General features: G+C 65.9%; 10 protein-coding genes. 8 read left to right on the top strand and 2 right to left on the bottom strand.

Annotated elements, in window-relative coordinates; all coding sequences use genetic code 11:
- Positions 1–11: 11 nt before the first annotated feature.
- The 4 genes from GRZ55_RS07065 (at position 12) to GRZ55_RS07080 (ending at position 5482) form a co-directional block, all read left to right on the top strand.
- On the top strand, positions 12–686 hold the full coding sequence (locus tag GRZ55_RS07065) for a response regulator transcription factor (protein ID WP_169286204.1): 675 nt from the start codon (positions 12–14) through the stop codon (positions 684–686).
- A complete protein-coding gene (locus GRZ55_RS07070; protein ID WP_169286205.1) occupies positions 686–2101 on the top strand; it encodes a HAMP domain-containing sensor histidine kinase in 1416 nt (471 codons plus the stop codon). Before GRZ55_RS07065 ends, GRZ55_RS07070 begins: the two co-directional genes overlap by 1 nt.
- Entirely contained in the window at positions 2101–5052 is a 2952-nt protein-coding gene (locus tag GRZ55_RS07075) for a bifunctional [glutamine synthetase] adenylyltransferase/[glutamine synthetase]-adenylyl-L-tyrosine phosphorylase (protein WP_169286206.1), read from the top strand. The genes GRZ55_RS07070 and GRZ55_RS07075 overlap by 1 nt, the downstream gene beginning before the upstream one ends.
- A gap of 70 nt (positions 5053–5122) precedes the next feature.
- Positions 5123–5482: a hypothetical protein gene (locus GRZ55_RS07080; RefSeq protein ID WP_169286207.1), complete on the top strand. Its 360-nt coding sequence runs from the start codon at positions 5123–5125 to the stop codon at positions 5480–5482.
- A 12-nt stretch (positions 5483–5494) separates the two neighbouring features.
- On the opposite strand, the gene GRZ55_RS07085 is transcribed toward GRZ55_RS07080, so the two are convergent.
- Together GRZ55_RS07085 and pepN are read right to left on the bottom strand one after the other, a co-directional pair.
- A complete protein-coding gene (locus tag GRZ55_RS07085; protein ID WP_169286208.1) occupies positions 5495–7834 on the bottom strand; it encodes a PAS domain-containing sensor histidine kinase in 2340 nt (779 codons plus the stop codon).
- A gap of 126 nt (positions 7835–7960) precedes the next feature.
- The gene (pepN, locus tag GRZ55_RS07090) at positions 7961–10606 is read right to left on the bottom strand and encodes an aminopeptidase N (RefSeq protein WP_169286357.1); all 2646 of its coding nucleotides are present in this window, start codon (positions 10604–10606) and stop codon (positions 7961–7963) included.
- A gap of 119 nt (positions 10607–10725) precedes the next feature.
- Between pepN and GRZ55_RS07095 the strand changes: the two genes are divergently transcribed.
- The 4 genes from GRZ55_RS07095 to GRZ55_RS07110 all read left to right on the top strand — a co-directional run bounded on the left by GRZ55_RS07095 (position 10726) and on the right by GRZ55_RS07110 (position 14728).
- Positions 10726–13035 (top strand): xanthine dehydrogenase family protein molybdopterin-binding subunit, encoded by a 2310-nt coding sequence (locus GRZ55_RS07095; protein WP_169286209.1) that lies wholly within the window; start codon positions 10726–10728, stop codon positions 13033–13035.
- Between the two features lie 36 nt (positions 13036–13071).
- A complete protein-coding gene (locus GRZ55_RS07100; protein WP_169286210.1) occupies positions 13072–14025 on the top strand; it encodes a DMT family transporter in 954 nt (317 codons plus the stop codon).
- A 63-nt stretch (positions 14026–14088) separates the two neighbouring features.
- Positions 14089–14412, top strand: a complete 324-nt coding sequence (locus GRZ55_RS07105) for a type II toxin-antitoxin system RelE/ParE family toxin (protein WP_169286211.1) — start codon at positions 14089–14091, stop codon at positions 14410–14412.
- A 1-nt stretch (position 14413) separates the two neighbouring features.
- Positions 14414–14728 carry a DNA-binding protein gene (locus tag GRZ55_RS07110; protein ID WP_169286212.1) on the top strand — a complete coding sequence of 105 codons (315 nt, stop codon included), beginning with the start codon at positions 14414–14416 and terminating at the stop codon, positions 14726–14728.
- Positions 14729–14771 lie beyond the last annotated feature (43 nt).

Here is a 14771-nt window from a genome sequence, read left to right on the forward strand (position 1 = left end):
ATAAGATGCACATGAAACTTTTGATCATCGAGGACGACCGTGAGGCGTCCGACTATCTCGAGAAGGCTTTCGCGGAAGCCGGCCATCAGGCGCATCTCGCGCGCGACGGCGAGACCGGCTACGCGCTGGCGGGCGATGGCGACTACGACGTGCTTGTCGTTGACCGCATGCTGCCCAAGCGCGACGGGCTCTCGGTCATCGCCGCGCTCCGCGCCAAGGGCATCGAGACACCTGTCCTCATCCTGTCCGCCCTGGGCGAGGTCGATGACCGCGTCACCGGATTGCGGGCGGGCGGCGACGACTATCTGACCAAGCCCTACGCCTTTTCCGAACTGCTCGCCCGCGTCGAGGTTCTGGGGCGCCGCAAGGGCAGGGGAGACGTGGAGACGGTCTACCGGATCGGCGACCTGGAGCTCGACCGCCTGTCGCACTCCGTGCGCAGGGCCGGCCAGGAAATCGTGCTCCAGCCGCGCGAATTCCGCCTGCTGGAATATCTCATGCGGCATGCCGGCCAGGTCGTCACGCGCACGATGCTGCTCGAGAATGTCTGGGACTATCATTTCGACCCCCAGACCAACGTCATCGACGTGCATATCTCGCGCCTGCGCTCGAAGATCGAAAAGGGTTACGACAAGCCCGTGCTGCACACGGTGCGCGGGGCGGGCTACATGCTGAAGGCGGGCTGATGACCGCCCGACTGCCCGCCATCTTCAAGACGACCGCGACCCGGCTGTCGGCGCTCTATCTCCTGCTCTTCGCCTTGTGCGCGATGATCCTCGTCTTCTACACGACCTCGCTGTCGGTGCGCATGCTGACCGGCCAGCTGCAGGAGACGATCTCCGATGAAGTGCCGATTCTCGGGCGCGCCTACCAGCGCGGGGGCGTGCCGCTTCTGGTGCGCTTCGTCGAACAGCGCTCGCGTCAGCCCGGTGCCAATCTCTACCTTCTGGCGGATCCCCAGGGCCGCATCCTGGCCGGCAATGTCGAGGCGCTGCAGCCCGGCGTTCTCGATATCGAGGGCTGGTCCGACACGCCTTTCCTCTACAGCCGGTTCGCCGCGGCCGAGGCCGAGGCCGAGACCGCCAATGAAGGCCACCGCGCGGTGGCCTTCGTCATGCGGCTGCCCAACCAGATGATCCTGTTGGTGGGGCGCGACCTGGGAGAAGCGGAGCGCCTGCGCTTCGTCATGCGCCGCGCCCTGATCCTGGCGCTCGGCTTCATGGGGCTCGGCGCGCTCATCATCTGGTATGTGGTCGGGCGGCGCGCGCTCAGGCGTATCGACCGCGTGTCGGATGCCGGCCGACGCATCATGGCGGGCGACCTCACCGGCCGGCTGCCCATCAGCGGCGCGGGCGACGAGTTCGACCGGCTGTCGGAGAACCTCAATTCCATGCTCGGCCGCATCGCCAGCCTCAACGAAGGGCTGAAGCAGGTTTCCGACAACATCGCCCACGACCTCAAGACGCCCCTGACCCGCATGCGCAACCGCGCGGAAGCGGCGCTGGCCGGCGACAAGCGCTCCGGCGAATACCGAAAGGTGCTGGAAGCCACGATTACCGAGGCCGACCAGCTCATCCGGACCTTCAACGCGATCCTGATGATCTCGCGGCTGGAAGCGGGTTATTCGGCCGAGCAGACGGGCAGCATCGACCTCACCGCCATCATCGCCGACGTCGTCGACCTCTACGAGCCGCTGGCGGAGGAAAACGGCGTCGCATTCGTGGCCGACGCGGCCGCCAACGCGTCGGTGACCGGCAATCGCGAGCTGATCGGGCAGGCGCTCTCCAACGTCGTCGACAATGCGATCAAGTACAGCCAGGGCCATGGCGAGAACCCGACGGTGAGGGTTGCGCTTCGCCGCGTCGCCGATGCCTGGCGCATCGACGTCGAAGACAGCGGGCCGGGCATTGCCGAGGCCGACCGGGCACGCGCCACCGAGCGTTTCGTCCGCCTGGAGGACAGCCGGAGCCAGCCCGGATCAGGGCTGGGGCTCAGCCTTGCGAAGGCAATCATGGGATTTCACGGCGGCGGGCTTGAACTGTCGGGCCGCGATCCGGGATTATGCGTCTCGATGACGTTCCCGGATCGCAAGGCGGATTGATGAAGCAGGAAGACGGTTCGAGCTGGTTCGGCAGGCCGGTCGGCGCGTTGCAGCCCCTCGACCGGGATGCCGCCGAGGACATTCGCGCCGACCTCGCGGAAGCGGCGGAGGAAGGCGAAGCGCCCCGCCTGGCCGGCTTGATGTCGGGCGGCGCGCCGCTGGCGGCCTTCCTGGCGGCGGCGGGCAATCTGTCGCCCTTCCTGCGCGATGCGGTGAGACGCCGCCCGGTCATTCTGGAACGCCTGTTCGAAACCCCGCTCGACGACCGGCTGGCGGAGCTGCTGGCGGAGATCGCGGCGCTCGCCGGCAAGGCGCATGGCGAGGGCGAACTCATGGAGGCGCTGCGCCGGGCGAAAGGTGAAGCCCACGCGCTGATGGCGCTGGGTTCGCTCGGCGGCATCCACGATACCCAGACAACCGTCCGGCTGCTGAGCTCACTTGCCGACGCCTGCATAGGCGCGGCGGTCGACTTCCTGCTGTCGGAGGCCTGTGAGGCGGGCAAGCTCTCGCTGCCGGATCCGGCCCGGCCCGCCGAAGGTTCCGGCTGGATCGTGCTCGGCATGGGCAAGCTCGGGGCGGCCGAGCTGAACTTCTCGTCCGACATCGATCTGATCGTCTTTTTCGATCCCGAGGCCGCGGCCATCAAGGACCCGTTCGAGGCGGGCGACCTTTTCGTGCGCCTGACCCGCCGGCTGGTGCGCATCCTCAATGAGCGCACGGCTCACGGCTACGTCTTCCGCACCGATCTGCGGCTGCGTCCCGATCCCGGCTCCACGCCGCTGGCCATCCCCGTCGAGGCAGCGCTGCATTATTACGAGAGCCGCGGCCAGAACTGGGAGCGCGCGGCGATGATCAAGGCGCGGGCGCTTGCCGGCGACATTGCCGCCGGCAATGCCTTCCTGAAGGAGCTCAGGCCCTATGTCTGGCGCAAATACATGGATTTCGCGGCCATTGCCGATGTCCATTCGATCAAGCGCCAGATTCACGCCCACAAGGGACATGGCGACGTCGCGGTGCGTGGCCACAACGTCAAGCTGGGTCGCGGCGGCATCCGCGAGATCGAGTTCTTCGTCCAGACGCAGCAGCTGATCGCCGGCGGCCGCTTCGAGGAACTGCGCGGCCGCGAGACCGTGGCGATGCTCGCCAAGCTTGCCGAGCGGGGCTGGATCACGGACGAGGCGCGCGACGCGCTGTCGGCGCAATACTGGTTCCTGCGCGACGTCGAACACGCGCTGCAGATGGTGGCCGACGAACAGACGCATGTGCTGCCGGAGGACGACGAAGGGCTGGAGCGCATCGCGCGCATGCTGCGTTTCGCCTCGGTCGATGCGTTTGCGGACGCCTTCAAGACATCTCTGCAACTGGTGGAGGGCCACTATGCGGCCCTGTTCGAGACCGCGCCGCAGCTTTCCAGCGGCGTCGGCAATCTCGTCTTTACCGGTGATGTCGACGACCCCGACACGATGCGCACGCTTGCCGAAATGGGGTTCGAGCGACCGAGCGACATCGCGCGCATCATCCGGACATGGCATTTCGGCCGCTACCGCGCCACGCAGTCGGCCGAGGCGCGCGAGCGGCTGACGGAACTGACGCCCGCACTTCTGCAGGCCTTCGGCCAGACCGACCGCGCCGACGAGGCGCTGCTGCGCTTCGACGAGTTCCTGAAGGGGTTGCCGGCCGGCATTCAGCTCTTCTCCCTTCTCCAGACCAATCCCAAACTCTTGCGGCTGATCGCCAACATAATGGGTTCGGCCCCGCGACTTGCCGCCACCATCACGCGGCGAGCGCATGTGTTCGACGGCCTTCTCGATCCCGGGCTGATGAGCGAGCTGCCCAACAAGGCCTATCTGTCCGCGCGGCTCGAAGCTTTCCTGGGCGCCGCCACGCTGCATGAGGAGGTGCTCGATCGGTTGCGCATCTTCGCCGACGAGCAGAAATTCCTGATCGGCATCCGCCTCCTGACGGGCGCCATCGACGCCACGCGGGCCGGAAAGGCGTTTTCCGACCTGGCCGACCTGACGATCGGCGCTGCCCTCGAGGCGGTGATCGAGGAGTTCTCGCGCCGCCACGGCCGGGTCGCCGGGGGCAGGGTCTGCATTGTCGGCATGGGCAAGCTCGGCAGCCGCGAACTGACCGCCGGATCCGACGTCGACCTGATCCTGCTTTACGATCACGATGCCGATGTGGAGCAATCCGACGGAGAGAAGGGGCTGGACCCCGCGCTCTATTTCGCCCGGCTGACGCAGCGCCTCATCGCCGCCGTCTCCGCGCCGACGGCGGAAGGAACGCTCTACGAGCTTGATCTGCGCCTGCGCCCCTCCGGCAACAAGGGACCCGTCGCCACCCATATCGAAGCGTTCCGCAAGTACCAGCGCGACCAGGCCTGGACCTGGGAGCACATGGCGCTGACGCGGGCGCGCGCCGTGGCCGGCGACACGTCGCTGCTGGCGGAGGTGGAGGCCGACATCGCCCAGATCCTCGCCTTGCCGAGCGACTCAAGCAAGATCGTCAAAGACGCATGCGAGATGCGCAACCTCATCGAGGAGGAAAAGCCGCCGCGCGACGAGTGGGACGTCAAGCTCGTGCCTGGCGGGCTCATCGACCTGGAATTCATCGCCCAGGTGGCGACACTGACGGGTGCACTCGAGGGCGACGAGCGCACGACATCGACCGTGGCCGCGCTGGCACGTCTTTCTTCCGATTTCTGCGACGCGCAGACGCGAGACGAGCTTGTCGAGGCGCACGATCTGTTCTTCGGGCTGACGCAGCTCCTCCGCGTCTGCCTGACGGGGCCATTCGAACCCGAGGACGTGCCGGAGGGCCTGTCGGACCTGCTCCTGCGGGCCACCGACCTGCCGGAAATGGCCGTGCTGCGCGCGCATGTGATCGAGACATCTAAGCGGGGCAGGGCGCATTTCGACAAATTGCTCAGGCATGATGTGAGAGTTTGAATTCCCGCGCGGATTCCGCTTTCCGCTTCGGCGTTCGCATCTTGCCGTTCAGCGAGTGAAGGCACGCAGCATGAAGGCAAACTCGAGAAATCTGGCTGGACTGGTGGGGCCTGTCCTAGTGGCGCTGGGCGCCACGGAGGCGATGAACATGGGCATGTTTGTCGAGCAGACTGCCCCTGTCGTCTATCTGAACGGCACTCTCCTGTTCATCGCGGGACTGGCGCTGGTGCGCGCGCACAATCACTGGATCTTCGACTGGAGTGTCTTGCTGACGATTGTGGCCTGGTCCGCCCTTTGCCTGGGGCGGTATCGCATGATGATCCCTGCCGGCGTTCAGGCAGGCGACCATGTCGCCACATATGTGATGCTCGGCGCGATCCTCGTTGCAGGCGCGGTCCTGTGCTGGGCGGGGTACGGACGTCCAGACTGACAGGGACTTGCGTCAGGCAGCCTCGCTGAGCGGATTTTCCGCCTTGCGCCGGATGGGGACGCGTACCGAGACGATGGTGCCGATATTCTCCTTGGAGCGGATCTTCAGCGCGCCGCCATGCAGTTCGGCCAGCGAGCGCGAGATGGCCAGCCCGAGGCCCGAACCGGTGTGGTTCTTGGAGAACTGGTTCTGGACCTGTTCGAAGGGCCGGCCCAGCTTCTTGAGCGCGTCCGCGGGGATGCCGCAGCCCGTATCCTCGATCGACAGCACGATGGCGCCCGCGACCTTGCGCGCCCGCAGCGACACCCGGCCGCCCTCGCCGGTGAACTTCACCGCGTTGGAGAGGAGGTTGATCACGATCTGCTTGACCGCACGCCGGTCGGCGTAAATGCGCATGGAGTCGGGGATCTTCGTCTCCACCATGATCGATTTTTCGGCAGCCTGCAGGGCGACGACACGCACGGTCTCGCGGATCAGCGGGCAGAGATCGATGCTTTCCCGGTCGATCGAGAACTGGCCGGCCTCGATCTTCGACATGTCGAGAATGTCGTTGATGACGCCCAGCAGATACTGGCCGCTGCCGTGGATGTCCTTCGTGTATTCCTCATATTTCTCGGCGCCGAGCGGCCCGAAGAGCTGCTGTTGCATGAGTTCGGAGAAGCCGATGATGGCGTTGAGCGGCGTGCGCAGCTCGTGGGACATGTTGGCGAGGAATTCCGACTTGGCCTGGTTGGCCGCCTCGGCGCGCTCGGTTTCCTTCATGTATTTGCGGTTGAGCTCCATCAACTCCGCCGAGCGTTCGCCCTCGGCTTTGCGCGCCAGGCTGAGGTCGTGGATCGTCGCCATGAGGCGGCGTTCGCTGTCGACCAGCTTCTCCTGGTGGAGCTTCAACTGGGTGATGTCGGCGCCGACCGCCACGATGCCCCCGTCGCGGGTCGGCAGTTCGTTGACCTGCAGCCAGCGCCCATCGGCAAGCTGCCGCTCATAGGTGGCCGCGCCGCTCGGTCCGTTGGCGCTGGCTAGCCGGCGCTCATGGGCGTATGGCGCCATGCGCTGGGCGATCTCGTCGCGTTGCCGGCCCGGGACCACATCGCGGTCGGAGAGGCCGTTATCCTGCTGGAACTTGGTGTTGCACATCACCAGCCGCCCCTCGGCATCCCAGAGCACGAAGGATTCCGAAATGCTCTCGATGGCGGTGCGCAGCCGCAGATCGGCCACCTCGGAACGCTGCGCCAGATGGCGCTGCTCGGTGATGTCGACGGCAATGCCGATCAGATGGATGTCCGGGGCGGTGGGATCGTTGACCTGCGCCTTGGCGCGGATCCAGATCCACTGGCCGGCGGCGCTGCGCATGCGGAAGACGCGATCGACCTGCTGGATCTCGCCTGCCAGGATGCGGTTGGCGAGATCGAACATGTCGAGGTCGTCGGGATGGGTTATCTCCGACACCGCACCGAAGGAGAGCATGGCGTCGCAGGGCTCATAACCCAGCATCTCGTACATGGAACGCGACCAGTACATGCGCCCGCGCTCCAGGTCCCAGTCCCACAACCCGCATCGCCCGCGTGTCAGCGCCAGATCGACGCGCTGATGGGCCTCGAGATAGATGCGGTCGGCGCTCTGGGCGCGCGAGACCTGGCCGAGATAGGCGTAGAGGATGATGACCAGCACGGTGGCGGTAAGCACGAACAGCGTCAGGTTGAGCGATACCGATCGGCGCCATTCGGCGAGCAGCCCCTCGTGCGAAAGCAGCACCGCCGCCGCGCCCTTGCGTTCGTCGGCGAACTCCAGCGCGGCATGCCAGGTCTCGCCACCGAGCAAGACCTCCATCACCCCGGCGCGGGGGCCAAACAGGAACAGCGGCTGGCCGCCATGCAAGATCGAATCGAGCGGCTGGCCGACATGCTGCTTCATCGCACCCGTGGCCGCCACGATGACAAAGGCCGGATCGGTCAGGACGACGCTGTGCTCGTCACCGAAGCCGGCCTTGCGGGCGAGTTCCGTGGCGAGCGTATCGGCGTCGGTGCCTTGAGCGATCAGGTCGGACTTCGCGCTCGCCAGTGATGCGGACAGTTGCGAGGCGGCAAGCGCCAGCATGGCCTTGGAAGCGTGTTCGCTGTCTTCCTTCATCGCCATCAGCGACATGACGCGCGCCGCGGCCACGACCAGCAGGAAGATCACGATCAGCGCAGGGATCGACCGTCGCAGAAGCGGTTCTGCAGCCAGGAGCCGCTTATAGGCCGGAGCCGCGATGAAGCGTGCGTTGCCGGGCGGCGTGTTGGTGGCCCCAGAGCCCCGCAACCCGGCAAAGTTCCACCCCCCGGGCGCGCGCCACGCGTCCGCCTTGGCCATATAAGGCTCCTGTTTCCGTTATCCCCGTCCTTGATCCGGTAAGAAACGCCGCATCCGAATCATCCATAAGGAATCACTGCTGATTCGCGCTGTCCAGTGGAAAAATGAACAAAGCGTTGCCGTCGCTCAGGCGAGCGTGCGCTCCACGATGTCGCGCAGATCGGTGGAGAGATCCGCCGGTTCAGACAGCGTCAGGAGCGCCGCGCGCGCGGCCGCCTGCCGCGTGGGTTCCAGCGACCGCCACGACCGCAATGCGGTGGCCATGCGGGCCGAAACCTGCGGGTTCTTGCGGTCGAGCGCGAGGATGGTCTCGACGAAGAACCCGTAGGCCGCCCCGTCGGGCCGGTGGAAGCCGGTCTGGTTGGCATTGGCGAAGGCGCCGATCAGCGCGCGCACCCGGTTCGGATTGGACATGGAAAAGGCGGGATGACGCGTGAGCGCGCGCACCCTGTCCAGCGCTTCCGGGCCGGGAATCGTGGCCTGGACGTGGAACCACTTGTCCATGACCAGCAGATCGCCCCCATGGCGCCTTTCGAAGTCGGCCAGCGCCTCTGCCGCGGCTGCCGAGCCGGGGAAGCGGTGGACGAGCACGACGAGCGCGGCGTGGCGGTCGGTCATGTTGTCGGCCTGGGCGAACTGGCGGGCGGCAAGGGCCGGATCGCCGCTCGCCACCGAAAGATACTCCATCAGCGTGTTGCCGAGCGCGCGGCGCCCCGCGCCTTCGGCATCGGGACGGAAGGGGCCGTGCGGGCGCAGCGCCCCGCGTACCGCCTCGAAGACCGAGGCATGGCGGCTGCCGATGACCTCTGTCAGCGCAAGGCGGGCGGCCAGTATCGCATCGGGATCGATATTGTCGCCGATCTCGCGGGCGATGTCCGTCTCGCCCGGAGATGCCAGCGCCAGGGCGCGGAAGGCCGGCTCCAGGGACGCGTCGCCGGCAATCTCGCCGTGAAGCGCGATCACGGCGTCGTCGAATTCCGGCCGCTTGCCGCCGCGGACCATCCGGCTGGCAAGGATCGACTCGTCGAGCATCAGGCCGTTGATCGCTTCCCAGCGGGCGAAGGCGTCCTCGTCGCTGCGGGCAAGCAGCAGCCGGTCGGCGCGGGAGCGCTGGAAGGCGACGGTCACGGGGGCGGAAAAGCCGCGATTGACCGAGGCTACCGGGCGCTTCTTCAGGCCGGAAAACCGGACCGTGTGGCGGCGCTTGCGCAGGTGGATCACGCCATCCTGCACCAGTGCGCCCTCGACGGCCTCGAAGGAGAGCGGCACACCGTCCTCGCCCACGAGCCCGAAGGCAAGCGGGATGTGCATCAGCCGCTTGCGGCTTTCCGAGGGCGTGGGCGGCACCGCCTGCTCGATATCGAGCAGATATTCGCCCGCCTCCGCGTCGTGGCTGTCGGAGATGGTGAGGTTGGGCGTGCCGGCCTGGTGGTACCAGAGCGCGAACTGCGCGAGGTCGCGCCCCGAGGCATCCTCGAAGGCCTTGAGAAAGTCCTCGATGGTGACGGCCTGTCCGTCGTGGCGCTCGAAATAGAGCTTCATGCCGGCGCGGAAATCGTCTTCGCCCAGCACCGTCGCGATCATGCGCACCACTTCGGCGCCCTTCTCGTAGACCGTGGCGGTGTAGAAATTGTTGATCTCCCGATAGCGGCGCGGCCGCACGGGGTGGGCGAGGGGGCCCTGGTCCTCGGGGAACTGCAGCGCGCGCAAGGTACGCACGTCGCCGATCCGCTCGACAGCCCGCGACCGCTGGTCGGCGGAGAATTCATGGTCGCGGTAAACCGTCAGCCCTTCCTTGAGGCAGAGCTGGAACCAGTCGCGGCAAGTGATTCTGTTGCCTGTCCAATTGTGGAAATATTCATGTGCGACGATCGCCTCGATATTGGCGTAGTCGGCATCCGTGGCGGTGTCCTCGTCGGCAAGGATGTACTTGTCGTTGAAGATGTTGAGGCCCTTGTTCTCCATCGCGCCCATGTTGAAATCCGGCACGGCGACGATGTTGAATACGTCGAGATCGTATTCGAGCCCGAACACGTCCTCGTCCCAGCGCATGGACCGCTTGAGAGCATCCATGGCGTAGGTGGCGCGCGCCTCCTTGCCGTGTTCGACGAAGACGGCGAGATCCACCTTGCGGCCGGACGCCGTGACGAAGCTGTCATCAAGACGGCCGAGGTCGCCGGCCACCAGCGCGAAGAGATAGGCCGGCTTCGGGTGGGGATCGTGCCAGACGGCGAAATGGCGGCCCTCGTCGAGCGCTCCCTGTTCGACGGGGTTGCCGTTCGACAGCAGGACCGGCGCTTCCGCCAGGCCTGCCTCGATGCGCACCGTGTAGACGGAGAGGACGTCGGGGCGGTCGAGATAGTAGGTGATGCGGCGGAAGCCTTCGGCCTCGCACTGGGTGCAATAGACGCCGCCGCTTCGATAGAGGCCCATCAGCGTCGTGTTGGATGCCGGCGCGACGACGGTCTCGATGGTGACGCGAAAACGACGGGAAGGCGGCGCCTGGGTAAGGACGAGGCGATCGCCATTGGCCGACAACCGCGAAGCGGGCGGCGCCTTGCCGTTGACCTCGAAGCGCAGCATCTGGAGGCCGTCGCCATCGAGCACCAGCGGCGCGTCGAGCGGCGCACCCTCCCGGCGCTCGACCTCGAGCTCGGCGACCACACGGGTTGCGTCGGGCGCCAGCGAGAATGTCAGATGCGTTCTCGGGATGAGGTAGTCGCTTGGCCGGTAATCCTCGATCCTGTACACACTTGCCGTGTCGGCAGCCATCTTGAGCCTTTCGCCCATTTCGATATCGTCTTGAGTCGGAACGCCGCTATGTACACGATGCGCGCTTACGAAAACACTCATGCCGGGCCGCGCGGACCCGAAAACACCCGAGGATGGACATGAACGTGATGACGCCGAAATTCGGGATGGGTGCGTCCGTCCTGCGCAAGGAGGATGACGCCTTCATCCGGGGTGCGGGGCGCTACACGGACGACCTCCAGAAGGAAGGGTTGCTGCATGGATACGTGCTGCGCTCGCCCGTTGCCAACGGCACGTTCTCGATCGCATCCGTCGACGAGGCGCGCGACGCGCCGGGCGTCCATCTCGTTCTGACAGGTGCCGATCTCGCTCACCTGAACGATCTGAAATCGGGCGCCATGCAGAAGCAGCCCGACGGCAGCCGGGCAACCACTCGCGACCTGCCCATCCTGTGCCGCGACCGGGTGCGCCATGTCGGCGACGCGGTGGCTTTCGTGGTGGCCGAAACACGCGCCCAGGCGCAGGATGCCGCCGAGCTGATCGACATCGATTTCGACGGCGAGGACGCCATCGCCGAGACCGCGCGCGCGCTCGATGCGGATGCGCCGCTCGTCTGGCCCGAGGCCGGTTCCAACAAGGCCTTCACCTATCAGCTTGGCGATCCTGCCAAGGCGGAAGAGGCATTTGCGAAGGCCGCGCGGGTCTCGCGTATCGAATTCGTCAACAACCGCCTCGTCTCCAACTACATGGAACCGCGCGCGGCTGTGGGCGAATGGAAGGACGACGAGGATCGTTTCGAACTCGTCACCGGATCGCAGGGGGTCTTCTCCATCCGCCGCATCGTGGCCGGTGTGTTCGACCTCCCGGAAGACAAGGTCCACGTCCTGACCCATGACGTGGGCGGCGGGTTCGGCACCAAGATGTTCGTCTACCGCGAGTATCCGCTGGTGCTGGAGGCCGCCAGGCAGCTCGGCCGTCCCGTGAAGTGGACGAGCGACCGCTCCGAGCACTTCATGGCCGACGCGCATGGCCGCGACAACGTCCAGACGGCCGAGATGGCCATGGACGAGAACGGCCGCTTTCTCGCCCTGCGGGTCCGCACGATCGCCAATATGGGCGCCTATACCCACCAGTTCGGTCCTTTCATCCCGCATGTCGGCGCGACGATGTCGACGGGCGTCTACGACATCCCGGCCTTGGACGTTTCGATCGACGGCGTCTACACGAACACCGTGCCGGTTGACGCCTATCGCGGTGCCGGCCGGCCGGAGGCCGCATTCCTGGTGGAGAAGCTGGCCGACCAGTGCGCGCGCGACCTGGGACTTGCACCCGACGAAATCCGCCGACGCAATTTCATCAGGCCAGAGGCCTTTCCCTATCTCACCCCCACGGGCCGCAACTACGATGTCGGCGAGTTCCAGGGCCATATGGAGCTGGCGATGGAGCGGGCCGGCTGGGCAGGCTTCGAAGAGCGGCTGGAAAAGGCGAAGGCCGAAGGAAAGTTCCGCGGCATCGGCATGGCGACCTATGTCGAGGCCTGTGCCTTCGCCGGTTCGGAGGCCGCCCACCTGAAACTGCAGGCGGACGGGACCGTCACGCTCTATATCGGTACCCAGTCCAACGGCCAGGGGCACGCCACCGCCTATGCGCAGTTCGTGGCCGACAGGCTCGGCCTCGGCATCGACCAGATCAACGTGCGCCAGGGCGACACCGACGAGCTCGAGAAGGGCGGAGGCACGGGCGGCTCGCGCTCCATCCCGCTGGGCGGCGTCTCGGCGGCGCGCGCCGGCGACGATCTGGCCGAAAAGCTGAAGAAGCTGGCGGCCGACGAACTGGAAGCCGCTCCGGCCGACATCGAACTGGTCGCCGGCAGCGCGCGTATCGTGGGCACCGACCGCAGCGTGGATTTTTCCGCCCTTGCGGCAGCTGCCAAATCGGAAGACGACATCAAGGGGTTTGGCGAATTCGTCCAGGACGAGGCGACCTATCCCAACGGGACCCATATCTGCGAGGTCGAGATCGATCCCGAGACGGGCCGCACGGAGATCGTGGGTTACACCATCGTCGACGATTTCGGCGCGACCGTGAATCCGTTGCTTCTGGCCGGCCAGGTGCATGGCGGCGTGGCGCAGGGCATCGGCCAGGCGCTGATCGAGAACACCTTCTATTCCGAGGATGGCCAGCTGGTGAGCGCGACCTTCATGGATTACGGAATGCCGCGCGCCGACGACCTGCCCTCCTTCGGCTTCGAGACGCGCAACGTGCCCTCGACCACCAATGCCATGGGGATCAAGGGCGCCGGCGAAGCGGGCACGATCGGTGCCGCGCCGGCGGTGATGAATGCGGTGACCGACGCGCTCTACCGTGCCTGCGGCATCCAGCACATCGACATGCCTGCAACGCCCCAGCGCGTCTGGCAGGCTATTCGGGACGCGGGGCCGAGAGCGTGACCGCAAGGACGATCATCATCGGCGCGCGGGCCTGAGATGGCCACTGCCGCGGGACCGGACCTGACCGGTCGCAACCCCCTGCGGGGCATCCTGCTCAAGGTGATTTCGGTCGCCGTCTTCGTGGCGATGGCCTCCTTCATCAAGGCTGCCGGCCAGGTGCCTGCCGGACAGATCGTGTTCTTCCGGTCCTTTTTCGCGATCTTCCCGATCCTGCTGGTGCTCTTCTTCCGCCACGAGCTGCGCGGCGCGTTCTCCACCGCCCGACCGGGCAGCCATGTCATGCGCGGCCTCGTCGGCGTCACGGCGATGTCGCTCGGCTTTTTCGCGCTTACCCGCCTGCCGTTGCCGGAAGCCGTCACGCTCAACTATGCGCAGCCGCTGCTGGTCGTCGTCTTTTCGGCGATCTTCATGGGCGAGACCATCCGCATCTTCCGCTGGAGCGCGGTGGCGGTGGGGCTGGTCGGCGTCATCATCATCTCCTGGCCCAACCTCACCCTGTTTACGAGCGGCGAGGGGATGACCAACGACCAGTCGCTGGGTGTCATGGCGGCGCTGGGCTCGGCCGCGGTCTCGGCGGTCGCCATGCTGCTCGTCCGCCGGCTGGTGGCGGTCGAGCGCACGGCCACCATCGTCCTGTGGTTCTCGCTGACGGCCTCCATCTTCGCCCTCGCCACCATTCCCTTCGGCTGGATCGCGCTGTCGGTCTGGCAGGTGACGTTCCTCGTGGCCTCGGGCGTGTGCGGCGGACTTGGCCAGATCCTGATGACCGAAAGCTACCGTCACGCGCAGATGTCGACCATCGCGCCCTTCGAATACACCTCGATGCTGCTGGCCATCGCGGTCGGCTTCTTCATCTTCGGCGATCTGCCGACGGTACACATGCTGGTGGGCGGCGCCATCGTGGTCGGCGCCGGCCTCTTCATCATCTGGCGCGAGCACCGGCTGGGACTGGAGCGGGGCAAGGCGCGCAAGGTGAGCCCGCCGCAGTAGATGCCCGTCATGTTGCAGTATGGTGACGTATAAGATACCATTCGTGCCAGGTGGGAGTACCCCATGCGGGTCGTCGAATATCTGGATGAACGTGGAGTCAGCCCGTTTGCCGCGTGGTTTTCAAAGCTTGGCGCCGGTGCCGCGACCAAGATTGCCGTTGCGCTTGAACGGATGAGCCTGGGCAATCTCGAGAACGCCAAGGGAGTCGGTGCGGGCGTCATGGAGCACCGGATCGATTCCGGGCCGGGCTATCGCATCTATTTCGGGCAGGACGGCGCGGAGCTTGTCATTCTGCTGGCCGGCGGAACCAAACAGCGTCAGCAGCGAGACATCAAGGTCGCGCAGGCACGCTGGAATGACTATCGGCAGAGAAAGAAGAGGAAATGAGATGGCTCTGACGCGGGATTTCAGGGAAACAGTCAAGGCGCGTGCCGGAACGGACTCCGAATTTCGTCGCGGCCTGCTGACCGAGGCGCTCGAGCTGCTGATGTCGGGCGAAGTCGATACCGGCAGGGCGGTGCTGAGAACCTACATCAACGCGACGGTTGGTTTTGAGGTGCTGGCGGCAGAAACGGGTATTCCATCAAAAAGCTTGATGCGGATGTTTAGCGACAAGGGAAACCCTCGTGCTGACAACCTCTTCAAGGTTATCAGTGCGCTTCAGGAACTGACTGAGATCCATCTGCAGGTGAAGGCCGCATAGAACTGACGCAGCCGCGATCGGACGCACCTCTGAAGGTCTTTCG

It is taken from the genome of Chelativorans sp. ZYF759, assembly GCF_012911015.1.
GTDB lineage: Bacteria > Pseudomonadota > Alphaproteobacteria > Rhizobiales > Rhizobiaceae > ZYF759.

Excerpts from the sequence above, each read along its gene's own strand:
- GRZ55_RS07065 (WP_169286204.1), top strand. The coding sequence starts at position 12 with ATGAAACTTTTGATCATCGAGGACGACCGTGAGGCGTCCGACTATCTC.
- GRZ55_RS07070 (WP_169286205.1), top strand. The coding sequence starts at position 686 with ATGACCGCCCGACTGCCCGCCATCTTCAAGACGACCGCGACCCGGCTG.
- GRZ55_RS07075 (WP_169286206.1), top strand. The coding sequence starts at position 2,101 with ATGAAGCAGGAAGACGGTTCGAGCTGGTTCGGCAGGCCGGTCGGCGCG.
- GRZ55_RS07080 (WP_169286207.1), top strand. The coding sequence starts at position 5,123 with ATGAAGGCAAACTCGAGAAATCTGGCTGGACTGGTGGGGCCTGTCCTA.
- GRZ55_RS07085 (WP_169286208.1), bottom strand. The coding sequence starts at position 7,834 with ATGGCCAAGGCGGACGCGTGGCGCGCGCCCGGGGGGTGGAACTTTGCC.
- pepN (WP_169286357.1), bottom strand. The coding sequence starts at position 10,606 with ATGGCTGCCGACACGGCAAGTGTGTACAGGATCGAGGATTACCGGCCA.
- GRZ55_RS07095 (WP_169286209.1), top strand. The coding sequence starts at position 10,726 with ATGAACGTGATGACGCCGAAATTCGGGATGGGTGCGTCCGTCCTGCGC.
- GRZ55_RS07100 (WP_169286210.1), top strand. The coding sequence starts at position 13,072 with ATGGCCACTGCCGCGGGACCGGACCTGACCGGTCGCAACCCCCTGCGG.
- GRZ55_RS07105 (WP_169286211.1), top strand. The coding sequence starts at position 14,089 with ATGCGGGTCGTCGAATATCTGGATGAACGTGGAGTCAGCCCGTTTGCC.
- GRZ55_RS07110 (WP_169286212.1), top strand. The coding sequence starts at position 14,414 with ATGGCTCTGACGCGGGATTTCAGGGAAACAGTCAAGGCGCGTGCCGGA.